Source organism: endosymbiont GvMRE of Glomus versiforme, assembly GCF_003546845.1.
On sequence record NZ_NWVA01000008.1, the window covers coordinates 16064 to 34914 of the forward strand.

17 protein-coding genes are annotated in these 18851 nt (G+C 31.8%); 9 read left to right on the plus strand and 8 right to left on the minus strand.

What is annotated here, in order from left to right; all coding sequences use genetic code 4:
• Window positions 1-2: 2 nt before the first annotated feature.
• The 4 genes from GvMRE_RS10470 to GvMRE_RS10485 form a co-directional block, all read right to left on the minus strand.
• Entirely contained in the window at window positions 3-236 is a 234-nt protein-coding gene (locus GvMRE_RS10470) for a hypothetical protein (RefSeq protein ID WP_147411148.1), read from the minus strand.
• The gene (locus GvMRE_RS10475) at window positions 221-1426 is read right to left on the minus strand and encodes a tyrosine-type recombinase/integrase (RefSeq protein ID WP_147411149.1); all 1206 of its coding nucleotides are present in this window, start codon (window positions 1424-1426) and stop codon (window positions 221-223) included. The genes GvMRE_RS10470 and GvMRE_RS10475 overlap by 16 nt, the downstream gene beginning before the upstream one ends.
• Window positions 1427-1591: 165 nt before the next feature.
• Window positions 1592-2275, minus strand: a complete 684-nt coding sequence (locus GvMRE_RS10480) for a leucine-rich repeat domain-containing protein (protein ID WP_147411151.1) — start codon at window positions 2273-2275, stop codon at window positions 1592-1594.
• 10 nt (window positions 2276-2285) lie between these two features.
• Window positions 2286-2660: a hypothetical protein gene (locus tag GvMRE_RS10485; RefSeq protein ID WP_147411152.1), complete on the minus strand. Its 375-nt coding sequence runs from the start codon at window positions 2658-2660 to the stop codon at window positions 2286-2288.
• A gap of 196 nt (window positions 2661-2856) precedes the next feature.
• On the opposite strand from GvMRE_RS10485, the gene GvMRE_RS10490 reads away from it, so the two are divergent.
• The 5 genes from GvMRE_RS10490 (at window position 2857) to GvMRE_RS10510 (ending at window position 14068) form a co-directional block, all read left to right on the plus strand.
• Window positions 2857-6102: a leucine-rich repeat domain-containing protein gene (locus GvMRE_RS10490; protein ID WP_147411153.1), complete on the plus strand. Its 3246-nt coding sequence runs from the start codon at window positions 2857-2859 to the stop codon at window positions 6100-6102.
• Window positions 6103-6173: 71 nt separating this feature from the next.
• Window positions 6174-11921 (plus strand): DnaJ domain-containing protein, encoded by a 5748-nt coding sequence (locus GvMRE_RS10495; RefSeq protein ID WP_147411154.1) that lies wholly within the window; start codon window positions 6174-6176, stop codon window positions 11919-11921.
• 13 nt (window positions 11922-11934) lie between these two features.
• Window positions 11935-12120 carry a hypothetical protein gene (locus GvMRE_RS10500; protein ID WP_147411156.1) on the plus strand — a complete coding sequence of 62 codons (186 nt, stop codon included), beginning with the start codon at window positions 11935-11937 and terminating at the stop codon, window positions 12118-12120.
• Window positions 12113-13261 carry a hypothetical protein gene (locus GvMRE_RS10505; protein WP_147411158.1) on the plus strand — a complete coding sequence of 383 codons (1149 nt, stop codon included), beginning with the start codon at window positions 12113-12115 and terminating at the stop codon, window positions 13259-13261. The genes GvMRE_RS10500 and GvMRE_RS10505 overlap by 8 nt, the downstream gene beginning before the upstream one ends.
• A gap of 54 nt (window positions 13262-13315) precedes the next feature.
• The gene (locus tag GvMRE_RS10510) at window positions 13316-14068 is read left to right on the plus strand and encodes a hypothetical protein (protein WP_147411160.1); all 753 of its coding nucleotides are present in this window, start codon (window positions 13316-13318) and stop codon (window positions 14066-14068) included.
• A gap of 156 nt (window positions 14069-14224) precedes the next feature.
• On the opposite strand, the gene GvMRE_RS10515 is transcribed toward GvMRE_RS10510, so the two are convergent.
• The 4 genes from GvMRE_RS10515 to GvMRE_RS10530 all read right to left on the minus strand — a co-directional run bounded on the left by GvMRE_RS10515 (window position 14225) and on the right by GvMRE_RS10530 (window position 16350).
• Window positions 14225-14617, minus strand: coding sequence for a type II toxin-antitoxin system PemK/MazF family toxin (locus GvMRE_RS10515; protein ID WP_147411162.1), 393 nt, complete (start codon window positions 14615-14617; stop codon window positions 14225-14227).
• Window positions 14610-14870, minus strand: a complete 261-nt coding sequence (locus tag GvMRE_RS10520) for a hypothetical protein (RefSeq protein ID WP_147411164.1) — start codon at window positions 14868-14870, stop codon at window positions 14610-14612. The genes GvMRE_RS10515 and GvMRE_RS10520 overlap by 8 nt, the downstream gene beginning before the upstream one ends.
• 674 nt (window positions 14871-15544) lie before the next feature.
• On the minus strand, window positions 15545-16024 hold the full coding sequence (locus GvMRE_RS10525; protein ID WP_147411166.1) for an HVO_A0114 family putative DNA-binding protein: 480 nt from the start codon (window positions 16022-16024) through the stop codon (window positions 15545-15547).
• 2 nt (window positions 16025-16026) lie between these two features.
• Window positions 16027-16350, minus strand: a complete 324-nt coding sequence (locus GvMRE_RS10530) for a hypothetical protein (protein ID WP_147411168.1) — start codon at window positions 16348-16350, stop codon at window positions 16027-16029.
• 49 nt (window positions 16351-16399) lie between these two features.
• Between GvMRE_RS10530 and GvMRE_RS10535 the strand changes: the two genes are divergently transcribed.
• The 4 genes from GvMRE_RS10535 (at window position 16400) to GvMRE_RS10550 (ending at window position 18851) form a co-directional block, all read left to right on the plus strand.
• Window positions 16400-17266 (plus strand): hypothetical protein, encoded by an 867-nt coding sequence (locus tag GvMRE_RS10535; protein WP_147411170.1) that lies wholly within the window; start codon window positions 16400-16402, stop codon window positions 17264-17266.
• A gap of 58 nt (window positions 17267-17324) precedes the next feature.
• The gene (locus GvMRE_RS10540) at window positions 17325-17612 is read left to right on the plus strand and encodes a type II toxin-antitoxin system PemK/MazF family toxin (RefSeq protein WP_147411171.1); all 288 of its coding nucleotides are present in this window, start codon (window positions 17325-17327) and stop codon (window positions 17610-17612) included.
• A 272-nt stretch (window positions 17613-17884) separates the two neighbouring features.
• Window positions 17885-18505: a hypothetical protein gene (locus GvMRE_RS10545; protein ID WP_147411173.1), complete on the plus strand. Its 621-nt coding sequence runs from the start codon at window positions 17885-17887 to the stop codon at window positions 18503-18505.
• A 58-nt stretch (window positions 18506-18563) separates the two neighbouring features.
• Window positions 18564-18851: a type II toxin-antitoxin system PemK/MazF family toxin gene (locus GvMRE_RS10550; protein ID WP_147411175.1), complete on the plus strand. Its 288-nt coding sequence runs from the start codon at window positions 18564-18566 to the stop codon at window positions 18849-18851.

Genomic DNA, 18851 nt, shown 5'->3' on the forward strand with positions numbered 1-18851 from the left:
TTTTAAAGATTTTTTTTCCATTCCTGATATCATTTGCTTTCTGCGGCTTTTTCTTTTTCACTCCTAGGAAACTGTCATCAAGCACAGCCACAGCAGAAAAAAGTGGGTTGAGACTGATAAGCAACTAAATAAAGTGGATTGCTTTCTACACCACAAAAAGCACATTTTCCTTTGCTGACAGAAAGCAGGTTTTTTAGATTCTGGCAATAAAAGCAGTTAGTTAAGTTTTCTTTCATGGTGGTGGGTGAATTATTTTTGCTTCTAATGTTTGGTGTTCTCTTTCTGGTTGTTGGTAATAGTTGAGTTTTTGCCATTGGTGAAACTGCTGGGCGGCTTTTTTGATTTCAATGAGGAGTTGGTTTAACTGTTTTTGAGTGGTTTCTTTATCTTTCAGTGCGATTTGATAAGCATTTTGGAGGGTGGTGATAGTTTGCTTGTCAGCCTGATTTTTTTGCGTTAAATTAGCGTTAGTCTCTTGGAGAGATTGGTTGATTTGCTTTTCTGTGAGTAAATTATTCTCGGTGACAGCACTTTTCTCTCTTTCGTTGGCTAAATCTTGGGTTAGTTGGCTAATAGTTTCCTTAGCAGTAGTTAATTTTTGCTGAATTTGCTGTTTTTCGGCTGTTGTTTGAGTTAACTCCTGGCATAAGTTAATGTTTTGTTCGCTTAAATTGTTTAAATCCTGCTGTAAATCACTATTCTCTGCTTTTAAATTGTTGTTTTCTCGGTGGATTTGGGTTAATTGGTTTTTTAGTTGGTGAATTTTGGTTAAAGGCTCTGTTTGGGTTGGGCTGAATGGTGGCAAATTTGGTGTAAATAGAATGGGTGGTTGGTCTAAATTAACTTTAATAGGTTCTTCGGGTTCAGGTTGCGGCGGCTTGGATTTTTCTAGTCATTGTTTTCCTGCTAGAATGCTTTCAGTGTCGTTGTTTCCATCATCTTCGGCATAAATATTCATCCAATATAAAGCGGTAGTTCTAATGCTTTGGTGGCCTAAAAGTTTTTGGAGTAATGGTAAAGGTAATCCTGCTTCTGCGTGATAGGTGGCAAAACTTCTCCGCAAAGTGTGGGGAGTTAGTTCAGTATTAGCAGGGATTTCTAGGGATTTTTTAATGCTTTTTAGGAAATGGTAAAAGTTGAAGCGATTAGTTTGCTGGGGTTTTCATTCACATTTTTTAAGTTCACTAATGACTTTTTTGGGAACATAAACATAACGATTTTTCTTGCCTTTGGTTTTGATACTATATAAGCCTTTATGGGTTTTTTGATTTAGATTGAAATTCACTGCTTCACTTACTCTTAAACCGGCTTTTTGGCACAAAAGATAACAACAATAGTGTTCTTTACGTTTAAATTCTCCGTGCTGGTTTGGGATAGTTTGAATTCTTTGGCGAATTTGCTTTAAAACTTGTAAATTAGAAAGCATATATTTAAAAATAAAAATATACTTTCCCAGTATTTATTTAACGATTTTTTTTCAGTTAGCAAACGCTTTTACAAACTCTCACTAACTCTTGTTAAACCCTTGACCCGTAGAGATGGGCGTAGCCCTCACATAATGGTTTTTTGGTTAAAAGATTATACTAATATTTTACTTGGCAAGGAAGTTTTTAGTGGCATTTTTTCTTTTTCCTAGCCAGTAGCCAATTCCTAATACTGCTAAACCAAAAAGAATTAAGCCGCCAACTAATAGATAAGTGTTGACATGGGAATTTTTGGGCGAAATTTGGTTATTATCTGTCGTTTTTTCCTTAACTTCTGTTTTTTGCGGCTGACTAACTATTTCTTGCAAGTAAGACATATGAGCTTGGGTTTGTTGATTAGTATTGCCTCTGCCAACTAATTCTTTGGCATGAACCAATAAATCCATTAGCACAGTGCCTTTTCAGCAATTAAGTTGGATTTGTTTGGTTTTAATACCTTCAATGATTTTGCTAAACTGCTCGCTGGTTAGGTTGTTTAAGTTTTTCGCACTAGCCGGATTTTTGCTGATATTGATTCGCTTTAAATTAGGAAAATCAGTAAATAACTTGGCAAAATCTATTTCTTGGATTTGATTACCAAAAAGATTAAGGCTTTGTAATTTATCTTTATTGGGTAAACTATTTAAAAAATCAAGGTTCTCAAAATGATTATTTGCCACATTGAAACTTTGGAGAGTGGTGAATTCGCTTAAATCTGCGTTTCCTGCTAGGTCTCTATTGCTGATATCTAGGTAATAAATGCGTCCTTTACGGGTGATTTGGTTTAAATGTTGTTGTGCGTCATTATTCATATAAGAGATTTTAACTAAATTTAAAATCACCCCTGGCTAAATAAGACCTAAAATTAGCCGCCTTATTAGCAGGAATTCAATCAAAAGCATCAAATCTTTTGCCATTTAAGATTTTAACTAAACAAGCATCACAGAGATATTTATGCTGATTACTTTCTTTTTGGGTTCAATAGCCTCAATTGTTTTTTTGGCTGTATTGTTGACGGGCTAGATTGTATTTTACTTTAAATTGCTTATCACAAATTAAACATTGTTTTTGAATATCTGGTTTAGTGTATTTTCACCTACGGGATTTATTTTTGGGTTTAAGGGCGTAATTCTCCCTTTCTGGGAAAAAATTCTCTGGTGATTCTGTATTTGATAAATTTTCGTTAGTTTTCGTCAAAGTATAATTTATTTTTAATGACCATTGACAAAAAAATAATTGCGACTTAAATAATTTTTGTTTAACTTTTTTGGCTTTTTATTTCAATAAAAATTTTCTTGTTTAGGTTAGTTCTAATTATGAGATGCGTACACGTATACATAATAAGTATAAAAACTAAAAAAAGCAACATAAAAATTTTTTTTACTATAAAAATATGCTTAATAATAAAGTTATGTTAAAATGTGATAAATGCCAGAAAGAAGTTCAATTTGTTTATTATCTTGGAGAAAAAGTTCGTTGTCAAGATTGCCGAAATGAAGAGCAGCAGGTGAGGACGAAAAATTCTGAAACGAATCAAGTGATGATGAGGAAAGAAAAAGAGTTAATCGACGGATGATGAAAGAAGGCAAAAAAAAATTATGCTGGTTGATATCTTGAAAGTCGTTTTGGTTTTTTAAAAGAAAACATTTCTTGAGAGGAAAAATTAAGCATTGCTCAAACTGCTTTTGATCGCTATAGTAGTAGTTGGTGCTCAGAAAGGTTACAGCCCAGTTTTCAAGAATTGCTCAACAAATTAAAAATAATAAATAAAATTTATACTAGCAGTAATAAAAATATAAATACAAATTTGAAAAATATGAAAAGTGCCCAAGAATGATTAAACGAAAAATTTCCACTTAATGAAAGAACACAAATTACAGAAATTAATAATGCTTATGGAGAAGAGTTAGAAGGAGATTTAGTTATCCAAGATTTTCCTAATTTGCAAAAAATTTCTTTCTCAGGTAACAAGAAAATAACTGGTTTAATCATTAATGGTTGTCCCCAGATAAAAGAAGTTGATGTTTATGATAATGAGATTAATAAACTTGAAATTAGCGAATTAGTTAACTTAGAAAGTTTAATTTGTTCTAATAATCGGTTAAAAGAATTGAAAGTTAGCCAGAATGAAAAGTTAAAAACATTATTCTGCTTTAACAATCCTCTAGAAGATTTAGATGGTTTAGAAAATCTTCGTGAATTATCTTATTTTAATAGTGGTGAAGCGTGGAAAATTGTTAGTAGTTTGAATGTTGACCATGAAATTAAGACGCAAAACCTTGAGAATCAAATTAAAATTGACTATGAAATTCACATACAAGACCTTAAGGATCAAATTGAAGAATTAAGAATGAATAACTTTAATAAAGAAGAGAAAAAATTATGGGATAAAACATGAGGTAGTAAATTATTTGCTGTGGAAAAACTTAATTCAAAAAGAAACAGATTTTTTAGTTTGCTAGGAGGAGACGATGGTGATATTTATGTTGGCGGAACTGATTGGAATAGTTTTTATGATAATTTAGTTAATGCGGAAAAAGAGCCAGCCAATAAATATCCCCATTTGCGATCCCATATTGTTTCGTTAAAAAAACAAATGGAACTTTATAAGGCAAATTATGATAAAGTTAAAGGTTTAGTAAAAGAAAATCAAAAGAAAGCAACTGAAATTCAAAAAATAGAAAGCAATTTATCTAAGCAAAAAAAAGACTTAGAAAATTACCAAATTGAATTAGAGAATGTAAATTTAGCTAAAAGGTGATTGGAAAGAAAAGAATTCAAATATAAACAAGAGAATTTTCAACTAAAACATGGGGTTAATTTCTTAAAAGCCAAAATTGGAACTTCAAATGAGATTTCCCAAGAAGAAAAACAAAAGTTTATTCATCTGATAGATAGTTTACGAAACGAGTTAATTAATGATAATAACAATGAAGCGAGAGTTATCATCTTGGAGTGAGAAGGAATAGATATCAATGATTCAGGCTATTGTGAGTTGTTTAAAGTTATTACAGGAAGTGAAGAAAAAAGTTTGCTTTTTTATTCTGACTTTTTTCCAAGCACGAAATATAAAAATTTTTTTCAAAGGGGGAGAATTTATAAGTTTTCGTCTTCCGGAGAACTAGAGAAAGACGAATCTAATATTATTAAGTCTATCAAAGAGGGGGAATTTCAGATTGAGGACGTTACTACTGGTGATTTTATAAAAGGAGTTTGGGGAGAAAAAGAGCGACATAAAGAAAGGGTAAAATTATTGGGAAATAATTTAGAAGAGTTGCAAAGTGAATTAACTAGGCAAAGTGAGGAAATAATCACTCTTAATAAAAGGGTAGAAGTGTTAGATTTCTTTACTGGAGAAATTGACGAATTAGAAAACAAATTAAAATTATTAAAAGAATTATATAAAAATAATAATATTATGACTAATGAGAATGCAAAAAAAACATATATCCTCGAATGGGAAGGTATAGAAATTGAAAATGAAGAAATTAATAGTGAGAAATTTAGAGTAGTTGTGGGCTGCAATGAAGAAAATTTGTCTTTTTCTCCTAATTTTTTTGAAGACACTAATTGAAAAGACTCATTTAGGAAAAACATTTATCAATTTTCCTTTACTGGGGAATTAGAAAAAGATGATTCTAACATTGTTCAGAGTATTAATAATGGAAGTTGTGAAATTGAAGAAGTTATACCATCCTGATTCATTAAGGAACTTTGAGAAGAAAGAGAAAATAATAATGAAAGTTTAGGTGTGCTTAAAGAAGATCTACAGGAAAAAAAAGAACTTATCAACAAAGTTAATCAGAATTGGCTTACTGTCAAGAATGAACTTTCTGATTTACAAAAAAAATTCGGCATTCTTCAATCTAAAAAGGAAAAAAGTGATGAGAAAATAAGTGTTCTTGAGAAAGATATACAAAAGGAAAGAGAAGAAATCGAGGGGGTAAGAAGAGAATTGGTTAATTCTAAAAAAGAAATGGATCAATTGCGAGAACGATTCAATGTTATTCAGCTCGAAAAAAGCAGGATGGAGAATGAATGATTTAATCCTGAAAAGCATGAAAAACTTCGCCAAAAAAAAGAGGAAGCGGAGAATCTTGTTGAAAACTTACAAGTTCGACTTGAAAACCTTCAATTTGAAAAAACTAAAATAGAAAACGAAAGAATTAGTATCAGAGAGTCAGAAAGGATTATTCAAGAAAAAAGAAAAACTGAAAATGAATTAAGTAAAGAAAGAACAAAAGCCCAAGAGTTAAGTAAGGAATTAGCAAAGATTAAAAAACGTGGGTTGCAAGAGACTATTCAAACCCAATTACAAACAAAAATGAATGAATTAGAAACATTAAGGATTATGGCTAAGAGAAAATTAGGAGATAGCCAGGAATTTCTTCTAGAAACACTTTTAGGTAATCAAGAAAGTTTTAATGCTTTAATTTTTTCTAAAAGTGCTAATCAGAAGCATTGCTCTCAAGCTCAAGATAGATTGCAAAAGATTAAAGGTAAATTAGTTGACAAACTTGGTGAGGAGGAAGTTGAAGAACTTTGCCAACTTCAAACCGAAATAATTAAATTAGAAAATAGTCAAACTCAGTGAGAAAAGATGGAGGCACGTACTACTTTTCCACCGGGGAACAGTTAGTATAAAACGATTTAATCTGCTTGTTAGTTTTTTATTGATAAGCAGGAATTTATTGGGGAGAAATAAATGGTATGAAAATAGAAGAAAAAAACAAAGCCTTTAAAATACTTGGCTTAGACAAAAATAAGAGTGTTTCTGAAATTGAAATTAAGAGGGCTTACCGAAAATTATTTTTTCAATATCATTCCGAAAAAGATAATTTGGCAGCAAGCCGAAAAAAATTCCAAGAGTTTCAAGAAGCCTATGAGTTATTGATTGCCGATTTTTCTATAAATTGCAAAGTTAATTTTGGAGTTTCTGAAGAAGAAATTGAAAAATTTAAAGAGGAAATATTAGAAGAAAATCCGCTCTCGAAAAATCTAAATGACTTAATGGATTTAAAAGAAGTAAAAAATTGGGCTTTAAAAGAAAGAAGTTCGTTTTTTGGCGAATTTGAAAAAAGGTACAAGGAAGAACTAGGATTCGAAGTTTTTCAAGAAAAATACAATTATTTAGCAAGTTTAAGAAATTCAGTCTCTTCAATCTTCTCTAATGTAGAAAAAGTGAAAAAAATAATTAGTAGGGATGGATCAAATACTGAAGAAATATTATTTTATTCTTCTTCAGAACAAAGTGAAATATTTAGAAATTGACTTAACTATTTATATTTATTTTATGGTCTAAAAAAAGACTCTTCATTTATTGATGATTGAATAAAAAACAAAATTGGAAATCCTATCAGAAGCACTAAATATAAAAAGGAAACTTTTGAAGAGGTTAAAGAAAAGTTGGAAAGCCCCTTATCCGATAATGAACAAGAAGAATATTTAAAAAGATTGCGAGAAATAAAAACAGGTAATCCTCAAGAACTTTATGACTCAAAAGAAGAGTTATTGCTCAATAAAAGAATAGAATTATTACGTAAAAAGATAAGGGAAAGTTTTAATTTTCCACTTTTAACTGAACTTATTAACCTTGAAATAAGCAATAAAGATGATCTTCCGTATGAAGAACTTTCTGATGAAAAAAAAGTGGATTATTGAGTAAATTGGTTGAAGAAAAAAGGTGAGTGAACAGAAAAAAAAATGAGAGAGCGTTTTGTTAATTTTCTTTTAAAAATATATAATAATAAAAAAAGGCTTATTAAAGAAGCTAATAGAAATAACAAAAAGGAGTTTTATGATACCCTCGAACTTCCCGAAGGAGCTACATCTGAGCAAATTGAAAAACAGTATAAAAAACTTGCCCTTAAATATCACCCTGATAAATCAGGAGGTGATACTGAACTATTTAAAAAATTAGAGAATGCTCGTAAAGTTTTAAGAAATGAAGCAGAAAGTATGAAATATGATCTTTGTTTAGAGGAATTAGATGAAGAGGATAAGATAATAGATTCAGATTATTTAAGATTTTATTCAAACTTGAAACAATGGAGGAGAATGAGCAAATCTAGAGTTAATAAGGAATTTGCGGGAAAGATCAAGTTTGTTTTGGAAGAAGAGTTAAAATCTAGTGACTTAACTTGGGAGGAAATAATTGACTATGGAAAGATTTGAAAGTACGAGGATTATTCGAGACTTTGAAAAGAAAATGAATTGATGAAAATAGAAGATTTTTGCTTAAGTATTAGTGAAATTTATCAGCATGAAGCAATTAAGCGTGTCAGAGATTATTTAAAAATTATCGGAGAAGCTAATGGTTGAAGACGAGTTTTTTGAGAAAAAATTGAAGAGTTAGGATTAGATGGCGGTGCTAGGAAATCTGCTGAAGAAAAATTATTATCTGCTAAGCCAAAATTGACCAAGGAGGAATTAAGTGAGCCTGGAAAAGTCAATTGCATTAGAAAAATTGATAAGTTGTTGATTGAAATAGTGCTGGAGGAAGACAAAGAAAAGATAAAAGAATTAAAGGAGAAATCATGAAATCTTTTTGGGGAAGTTTTAGATAGAATAGAAGAAGTACAAAAAGTAAAAAGTAAATTATTAGAGAAAATAAATAAATGAATAGAGGAAGGTAATGATCTTCTTAATTCCAAAGATAAAGAAAAGATTAATAAATATTTAACTGATTTTAGTGGCTTCCTTAGTTCATTGAAAGAAAAAGAAAGTTACGAAATTGAAGTAGAATTAATGATTAAAACAGTTAATAAAACTAAGAATGTAGCAGTTAATCAAAAAGTAATCGAGAAGGTTCTTGGAGAAAAAGAAAACGAAATGGGTTCTTTATTTAGTAAATTAAAATTAGTTAATGCTGAGAATTCAGAAGTAGAGGAAGAACTGCTAGGAGAAAAATCAACAGAATCTTCTAAATTTTCCTCTAATGTTAATAAAGAAGACAAGCAAAAAATCATTGAATATTTAGATAATCTAATTATCAATGCTGTCTTTGTCAAAGATAAAGAGTTAACAAGAGCCCGTGAAGTTGTTTTCTGTGAAGATCCGATAAATTATTCTAGAAAAATTAACGGGGCAAATAGTAAGTTAGAGGTGGAAGATATTCGAGCTACAGTAATTGATAAAATTTTTTATTATTTAAGCAGTGTAAAAAGAGGTCGAGGAAACAATGATCGAGAATCCCAAGAGCTTTTAACTAGTTTTGTTGATTTGGTTAAGCAGGAAATTAGTAAAGAGTTAGGAAAAGATTTTACTGATTTGCCTTCTGAAACCCAAGAATTATTAGAAGTTAGCTCTGCTGAGAAATTAACTGAAAGTAAGAAAGCAATATTAAGAAAGGAAATTTCTTGCAGAGAAAAAAAAGAAATCCAGGAAACTATCGCGGTAAATAAGTTACCAATTCCAAAAATTCCCTCTTTTGAAAATGAAAAAAGTGAACAAATAAACAATTCAACTCCATTTCTAGGCAGAACAGTTTCAACTTTACCAAATAATGAGAATAATAGATGATTAATGGGTGATGACATAAAAAAAGCCTATGATTCCTTCAAGGAAAACAGAGAATTAAGAAATGTATTTTTATTGGATCCACTTTATTTAGGAGATTTAGCAAGTGGAAATAGTCGAGAGGAGAAAGAACGAAAAATCGATACTTTAATCAACAAAAGATTAAATGAAAATGAGTTAGTTTTTCTTCCTGCCAATAAAGAGAATAATCATTGGTCTTTGTTTGTTTATGAAAAGAGTAAAAAGACTCTTCACTATTATGATTCATATGGTAATTCCAGTTTTCCCTATTTTAAACCTCTTTGTAAAGAAATATTTGCTAAACTGGGCATTTCAGCTGGAGAAATTGAAAATCATCTTAAAGTAGAAAAGATGCCTCAGCAAAATAATGGTTATGATTGTGGAGTTTATGTAATAGCCGCTACCCGTGCTTTGTTAGAAAGATACCGGCAAGATAAAGAATTTAATGATTGAAGTCTAGACGACAAAGAAGACTTTAAATTTTCTATCGAAGAAGAAAGAGAATTATTAAAAACTCAAAATACTTTTAGTAACTTTTCTGATGAGACTAACAAAAACAAAAACAAAGCAAATAAGGGAAATAGAGAAACGGAACAACAACAAAATAAAGATAATAATTTACAAGAAAACAATTTAGTCAAAAAAGTAGTATTTGATTTTCGGGTAAAAAAGCGTTTTCAACTAAGCAGTCAAGAAGGTATTATTGTTTATGAAATTTATCCTAGTGGGGACTTACAAAAACTTCTTCTTAGAGAGCTAAAGATTAAATATCTTCAATTCGAAGTTAACAGGGAATTATTCTGGTTTGATGGCTCACCAGTTGAAAATTTAAAAAACGAACATCTTTATAGATTAAAAATAGAAAAAGATTCATGCTTTACTAATGAAAAAGACTTGCTAACGATCAAACTGTTTAATGATGAAGATTATGAATTAAAAGAACTATTAGGGGAAAGTAATCATCGCCAAACAATTGAAAGTAAGGGAGATGTAAGTAATAATTCGCTAATTCTTCCAGACATTAGAAATAATAATTATTTTGACTTTTCTTCATCTGAAACTTCCACAAAAGATGGTTCATTGGTCGACGAACAAAGAGACAAAGCAAAAAAAAAGAATTTTTTGCCTAATTCAAATTTAATAAATGATGAGGAAAAACCTGAAACTTCAGCAACAAATGTTCCTGTAATTATTGGCGATTCAGCGATGAGTTCTGTTGCTAATAAAGAAAAAAAATATAAATTAAGTGAAATAATAAAGTATGCTAATAAAGAAAAAGTTGATCTAAATAAAAAAATAAAGATTGTTAAGCTGGCGACAATCAAAAAACTTCTCAAAAATGTTAAGACCAGGCAATTAGATAAATTGTCTATTGATAATCCCTGGGGAGACGAAAACGATCCGAATAGTCTAATCTATAAAATCAAAAATGCCAAGAAGTTAATTGATAATAATCATTTTGCTAGCCAAGATATTTTTGAAAAATTTAAGAGTTGGGTTGATATAAGCAAAAAAATCTCAAAAAAAAAGAAAATATTAGGTGGTTTTAGTGAAGTAAAAATCGGTAGTTTAAAATGAAACGACAATCTTTATACTGATAAAATATGAAAGGAAATAGCAACTATTTTTAAAGAAAGCAAAGAAATATTAGATGAAAATAAATTTAGAGATAAACTTTCTTTTGAATTCCTTAAAGAAATTATTGGTGAGCAAAAAATAGGGATTGTTTATGAAGCTGGTGCCAAGTTAAGGTTAAGAGAATTTATTAAAGATAAAATTGATGAAAGCAATGATGTTTGAGTAGAAGTTGATTGGATTGGAGAAACTAATCTAGAAAAGGCTCAAGTTGCGGCCATTAATGAGGTTAACAATACTTGAAACACTAACGAAATAGGCGGACGAGTTAACGGTCGAGACAAAGATACAGTCTTAGAGCGTGCTAACTGAGCCGACGCCATTAACAACGGCACAGTGGAAACGGCCATTAACGCCGAACGAGACCGCTTAATCCGTTTAATCACCGTTGCAAAAGAACAAGGAACGCAACAACAACAACAACAACAACCTTTTACTGGTTCAACATTTAATAATAATCAGCAAAGTTATCAATCCAGCGACAACAGAGAAAGTTACCAACCAAATTCTCAAAATGTAAACAATAACTCTTCCTCAACTAATTCTGTTAATGGCAGTAGTAGTAGTAGCGAGACTAGTATAGGTGGTTCTCCGGGTGGTTCGCCTTTTTCAAGTTCTGGTTCAACTGATTTTGATGATAGTAATGAGCGAAAAAACAATTTTTCTTCTAATTTTCCTGCTTCATCAACTGATAGCTTTTCAAAAGATGGTACAAATTTACCAACTTCTACAGAAAAACCTGACTCAACTGGTGATTCTTTTCCAGCAGTTAAGAATGATAATAATGATGCTGAATCACTAAAAGAAGAAATTAAAGCTCTCAAAAATCGTATTGATAATTTAGATAATAAAGTTGATACAGTCATAGGAAAAGAGGAAAAAATTGAAGAAAAAATCGACATAATTCTTAGTTTATTAAAAACGTTAGGAGAAGGCAAAGTATTTAAATCAGTCGAAGAAGTTAAGAAATTTGCTAGCGAAGAGATTATTGATAAGGGTTTAAGGGGAGTTGCATCTGCAGAAGAGTGCCAAAGTTTACGTTCTGAAATGAATGAGTTGACTAGCAGTCAAGCAATTGTGAAGCATATGAAAAACTTTATTCAAGAAAAGAGAAATAAAATAATTGAATCCAAACAGTTATCTGTGAATACTCAATCACTAAGTAAAAATGAGAAAAAACCGATTGAAAAACCAAACGCAATTTGAATAATAGCAGGAATTACTCTCGGAATGGGCATTATTGGTGTTTTTATTTATTGATTAATAAGAAATAAAATAAAATAATAATTATAAATATATGAATAGTGTGAAACGACAGAGTCTGATAAATAGGGCAAAAAAAGATCATAATTTACAAGACAAAATTAGCGATTGTGCTTTTGCTGAAAATCAAAACTTAAAATATAATCATCGAAATTTGCGACAAGAAAAATTATTAATGATCAAGAAAGAAGCGAATAGGTTGGAGGTAAATAATGACTAATCCTAGAATTCAAGAAATCGAGCAAAAATTTTTAGAACTTGCTCAAAGAGACGCTCAACTTTATCCGCTTACTATGGCACAAGGAGCAATCAATCATTATAATTCTCCTTCCCTCGGAAACTGAGCAAGGTTGGTAATCAGAATTTGACAGGGGGAAGAGGTAATAGGTTTTCCCAATAATAAATTTGAATTGGCAAAAAGAATAAGAGATAAAGGAAATTTTTCTTATGAAACTACTTCACCTGAAACACAGGTGAAGATTAATGAATTAGTAGAAGAATGAGAAGGTTTATTGGAAAGAAGACAAAGAAACAACATGGAAATTATAATTTCTGATCAGTTAAAAAAAATATTCGAAGAGATGGTGAAAGGTGTAATTGTTGGTGCGTCTTTTTTTCCTGAAAGAGCTAAAAGATTCTTAGAATTAGAAGGAACTAGAAATTATTTTAGTTTAGATTATGAAACAAATTGTTGACAGTCACTCTATCTTGGATATTTTCATAATCCTCCTGAGAATTTTGTTGAATTGGTTAAGGAGTGTCGAAACTTAAATCAGACTGAGGTTCGAATGCTTTCTGAATTGCAAACTCAACTTTGAGAAAAGACTCAAGAATTTGACCAGCTGCAAAGCAAAATTCAGCAGCTTCAGTGCCAACTTGCTAATTCTCAATCTTCTCAAAATCAAAGTGAAGTTCAGTTAAGGGCAAAAGAGGCTGAGTTTCAAAGGGTTGTTCAAGAAAATCAAGTCAATATAACCAATTTGAAGAGAGAAGTCGAAAATTTACAAAGACAAATTCGAGTTAATCAGCAAGTTTACGCAAATCAAGTCCAGGTCAAAGATCGAATTATTGATGACTTGAAAAAGCAGAATGGGCGGTATAAAGTTGTTCCTGCTTGAGCAAATCAAGAAGAGCAAAGAAAACTTCGTTGAGTTAGCGAGAGTTTAGCAAATCAAATCACCATTAATCAGCAAAAAGATCAAAAAATCGACCAATTACAAACAAGCTTAGAAGAAGAAAAAAAGAAAAATGAACTAATTGTTCAACAATTAAAAAAATATTTAAGCAACGAGGAATTGACCAGTCGTGCTTTACAAGAAGTTAGGCAAGGAATTACTTATTGAAAAAACAACAAAAGTTAATTTTAAAAAACACATAATGGAGATCACTGTAAAAAAGCATTAAAACATAATATCATGAAGGCCCAAATTATTAAAGCAATTACTTTTCTTGCAACCGCTCCTTATATTGCTTGGGAAGCCCGTCAAGATGATGAAATTGAATATTATCGCAATTTAGTTGAAGCTCGTGAAGTTAGGGAGCAGATGGAAAAATGACTTTATGAAGATTTACAAAAAGAGTTAAGAAAAGAACCAACTGAGAAGCGAGAAGCAGTGATTACTTTTAATCATTTCCTAAAAAACATTTTTGGCCAAGGACTAGAAGGAGTTACTGAGGCTCTTCATTTTGCTCGTTGACTAAGAACAAAAATTAACTCTTCAGAAAAACAAGTAGTTCAATTAGACCAATTAATTGAAAAGACTAGGCGGACAGTTCAGAATTTAGAAAATCAAGAGTTTGACAAGATAAATATCAGTGAAAGTGATTATGAAGTTATTAATCAACGACAAATCGCTCACGAAAAAGAAAAGACGGAATGGCAAAAATTGTTGGTTAAATTAGAAAGCGAAATGGATGCTCTTTTAGCCCAAAATTGAGTTAACTATGATTTAGTGGAAGAAGAAGTTGAACATAATGGTTCTGAATATACTCTTATTAGCACAATTAAAGGATTAAAAGAAGAAAAAGACCAACAAATTTCTGAATTACAGGGCAAGATTGCTGAATTTGAACGAGAAAACCAACGACTTAAAGGTGAATTAGAGAGCCAACAAAATCAATCACAAGCCCAAGTTATTCAACCAGCTACCCCACCTTTCAAAAATTAAACATTACTGAAAAAAAACTTTATGATATTTGTCGAGGGAAAGGGGATGCTTTTTCTTCAAGTGAGTTATTAAATTATCGGACTAGTTTGCTTTTTGATTACTTACTTTTGTTCTCTCAACAAATTTCCTGGTAATTTTCTTCTTAGCTAAATTTTTTTATCAATCCTCCACAGCAAAAGCCATTTCTCAAGCCGCTTTGGCTTGGGTCATTATTTCTCTGCTAGTTATTCCTAAACGCTTTATCAAACGTAATTTTTTATCGATGGTGCGAGGATAATGAAATTGAAGTTTGCTGGGATGATCTATTCCTGTTTTCGGAGTATTTTTAATAAAAACTTCCGATGGTTGGAGGTCTTCGCTATCTTCGGTAGTCATAGCCACCACTACTATCCACCGATCAAGTTCATTTTGAATATTATCACTAATTACCAAAGAGGGACGAATTTTGTTAATTTCTTTTTCTTTTAAGCGGTTGAAGTCGGTTAATCAAATCTCTCCGCGTTTAGGAAAAGCCTTGTCTTCCGGGGAAAAAAGTAGTGATTTATTCATTTTGTTCTAGACCATCTCCAACTACTTCATCGTAAATTTCTAACTCTTTTTGTAGTGTTTTGTTCTTCATTGCTCTTTGATAACCAGCAATCTTTTTTTGTTTTAAGGTTTCTTTTGCTTGTCGTTGAATTTTTTGTAGTTTTTCCTCGATGGTAACGTTGACAAAATGGCTAATTTTCCTTGCTCCGATTGTTTGACGAAGTTTGTTGTAGGTTTCCTCTTGAAAATAAATATTTATGTTGCGTCCAGTCATATAGTTATTTTTAATGCATAGAGGCATAATGATTAAGAATGCAGTTTATTTATTAAACAAAAATTGCTATTAAAAATAGACCTTTAAAAGAAAGAACCAAAGAAAATTCCCCCACATTTCCCCAAAAATGAAAAATTGCAGCTGTTTTTCCTTGCTTTTCCCCCATTTTTGGACAGTAAATTGAAATTTCTGACCTCTTTTCTCCTCGTTTTTTCTCGTTTTTGTTTCCTTTTAGTCGGCAAATCCTCCCAACTTTCGCCGGTCAATTAATTAAATAAGTAATTAAATTTTATTATTTTTTTTATAAAAAGTGAAATCATTAATTGTCCGTCCAAACTTTTGCTTGCCAAGAGCAAATTGTTGCGAAAAATGTGAGAAAAAGGGTTAAAATCCTTTCAATTTAAGGCAAAAAGAGGCTTTTTAAGGAAAATTTTTTTTGTTACTTTTTTTTAATTACGCAATAGGGGGAGGTAAAAATACATATATGTCCTTATTTTTGCTATGGAAATGCTTGACAAGTAAAATTAACATTAAAGTTAAGCAATATTGTTTTTAATCCTCCTTGAAAAGTAGGTCAAAGAAGTTGTTTTGTTTTTAACTCTGGTGAGTTTAAAAAAGTGCTGAAAAGAAAAAGCGAAAAAACTTTCTAAAAAACAGCAAGCAAAAATTCTTAACTAAACAGGAACCCGCAAACGACGACCGTCTGAGAATGTTTTTTCTGCCGAAACTTTATCCTCAAAAACCGGAAAATCAAAGATAATTCGCTGGTAAAGAGCAATGGGCTTAATTTCATTAAACTTAACTTTACTGCCTTGCTTATTGGAGGCTTCTTTGCTAACTTTTTCTAATTTAATCAAGCCCATACCCTCTAAAATGTGAGCATCACGTCGCACCAAAGCATAGTCTTTTTGGAGTAAATTAGCTAATTCAGTCAAGTTGGTTGGTTTTTTTTCGACCAAAGTAGCAAATAATCGTAAACGATTTTTAGTCATATTAGTTGAAAGAGCTTCAATGCTGCTAGAACGAACAATATGCGGCTCTACGGAATGGGATTTTCCGTCTACTGCGGCTCAAAACTCCTTAAACATTCCCTCAAAAGAACTATTTGGATCATAGCGGAAGATAAAAACTTCATTTTTTGTTCGCCCTTTCATATTTATAATTTTTGGATAAAATTACCAAATTTTTTAATAATCATTTGGTAAAACATTTGTTGAGTATGCTGGCGAGACTTTCAGATAAAAAAGACCTCGGTGCCATTTTCATGGTAATGGGGACCTTTGCCACGATGATTGTCAAATCGAATCATCTCCCGCGGATTATCACGATTGAAAGCCATTCATTTAAACTTATAACCCTCGGGAAATTCAGGCTTATCGGTTGCTAACTTTCACAACTTAATTTCAATAAATATTTTCTTGCCTGAACTCATTAAAAACTCGTCTTGGCGATAATATTTAAGCAAGGCTTTAACCTCCATAAAGATATTTTAGTCTCCTACTGGTTATAAAAACATTTTTATATTAGCAATGTCTGAATGGAATTGAAAAGAATATCGGAAGCAAAAGCATCAGTTTAGAAGCTATTATTGTGCGGGTTGTCGACAGCGAAAACCCTGTGGACTGCTGACTAACTGTGTTAGAGACTGGCAAGGCTACTGTTGTCCGTGTTATTTTCAGCGAGAAGCAGAGGAAGCAAAAGAATATGCCGACTACCAACAAGTTTATCAGCGAGAAGCGAAAGAATGGCAAGCCAGCATTCAGCAATTAAAACTTTTGCGTGATTATCCAGGGTGCGACAAGTGTGGCAGCAAAGAAGTAGACGGCTATGATTTGCTAGTGAATAACAAGTTAGTTTGCCGTGATTGTTTAATTAAGAAAACTGGGGGCAGGTCGTCAGGAGCATTAAGTTGAACGGAACAGCAAAAATGGCATCAAAAGCATTGAGGAATTAATATTAGCGAGTGATTGGATGCTTATGATTGCTTACCGGTAAATGCTAATTGTGCGACAAAATGGCTTAAAGACAAGCAACATTTAAGCAATTGTGCTTGTTTAGAACTAGAAGCAAAAGAATTACATGAACTTTTTACTAATTCTTTACGGGAAAAGGAAGAAAAAATAAAAAAGTGTAGGTGCAAAGCAAGTAATAAGCCTCGCACTCCTTATTATGACTATGATAATTATGGTTATACTTACTGCGAAAAATGCGAAAAAAGAATAAAAGGAGCCGGTAAGCATGGAACCATTAAAAACCGCAATAATCCTGCTTTTTGAGGCTTAAATATTCCACAAAAAGTTTTATGTGGAGAATGCTTGGCCAACTATTTAAAAAACATGCCTACTAGAAAGAAGTATTTGTTTAATGAGTATGTGAAGAGGGGATATTGGAAGTAAAATTAACATTACTCAGAGGTTAGTTTGATAATTTTTTTATTTCTCTGATAAATGATATTTGAGTAACAATCGCCACAGAAAAGTTTGCCTTTATCCTTATGAAGAAAAAATTGTGGCGACTATTACTACCCAGGAAGTAATTCCCGAAGAAGTCCAATTTTTCGAGATCCCAATCATCGCTAATCAAGAAACCGGACTAAATGAAACTAGCCGGATATTGCTTAATCGAATTCACACCGTTGATAAAAAGTTGCGTTTACTCAAAAGACTAGGCAAAGTAAAGCCAGAAATTTGAGAAAGTGTGCTCAAATCTTTTTGGTTAGCTCTTACTAATAAGCAAGCTTAGTATGAAAAAAGTAGTAAAATTTACTAAATATCCTACTTGTCAGTGATGCANATCGGAAGCAAAAGCATCAGTTTAGAAGCTATTATTGTGCGGGTTGTCGACAGCGAAAACCCTGTGGACTGCTGACTAACTGTGTTAGAGACTGGCAAGGCTACTGTTGTCCGTGTTATTTTCAGCGAGAAGCAGAGGAAGCAAAAGAATATGCCGACTACCAACAAGTTTATCAGCGAGAAGCGAAAGAATGGCAAGCCAGCATTCAGCAATTAAAACTTTTGCGTGATTATCCAGGGTGCGACAAGTGTGGCAGCAAAGAAGTAGACGGCTATGATTTGCTAGTGAATAACAAGTTAGTTTGCCGTGATTGTTTAATTAAGAAAACTGGGGGCAGGTCGTCAGGAGCATTAAGTTGAACGGAACAGCAAAAATGGCATCAAAAGCATTGAGGAATTAATATTAGCGAGTGATTGGATGCTTATGATTGCTTACCGGTAAATGCTAATTGTGCGACAAAATGGCTTAAAGACAAGCAACATTTAAGCAATTGTGCTTGTTTAGAACTAGAAGCAAAAGAATTACATGAACTTTTTACTAATTCTTTACGGGAAAAGGAAGAAAAAATAAAAAAGTGTAGGTGCAAAGCAAGTAATAAGCCTCGCACTCCTTATTATGACTATGATAATTATGGTTATACTTACTGCGAAAAATGCGAAAAAAGAATAAAAGGAGCCGGTAAGCATGGAACCATTAAAAACCGCAATAATCCTGCTTTTTGAGGCTTAAATATTCCACAAAAAGTTTTATGTGGAGAATGCTTGGCCAACTATTTAAAAAACATGCCTACTAGAAAGAAGTATTTGTTTAATGAGTATGTGAAGAGGGGATATTGGAAGTAAAATTAACATTACTCAGAGGTTAGTTTGATAATTTTTTTATTTCTCTGATAAATGATATTTGAGTAACAATCGCCACAGAAAAGTTTGCCTTTATCCTTATGAAGAAAAAATTGTGGCGACTATTACTACCCAGGAAGTAATTCCCGAAGAAGTCCAATTTTTCGAGATCCCAATCATCGCTAATCAAGAAACCGGACTAAATGAAACTAGCCGGATATTGCTTAATCGAATTCACACCGTTGATAAAAAACTGCGTTTACTCAAAAGACTAGGGAAAATAAAACCAGAAATTTGAGAAAGTGTGCTCAAATCTTTTTGGTTAGCTCTTACTAATAAGCAAGCTTAG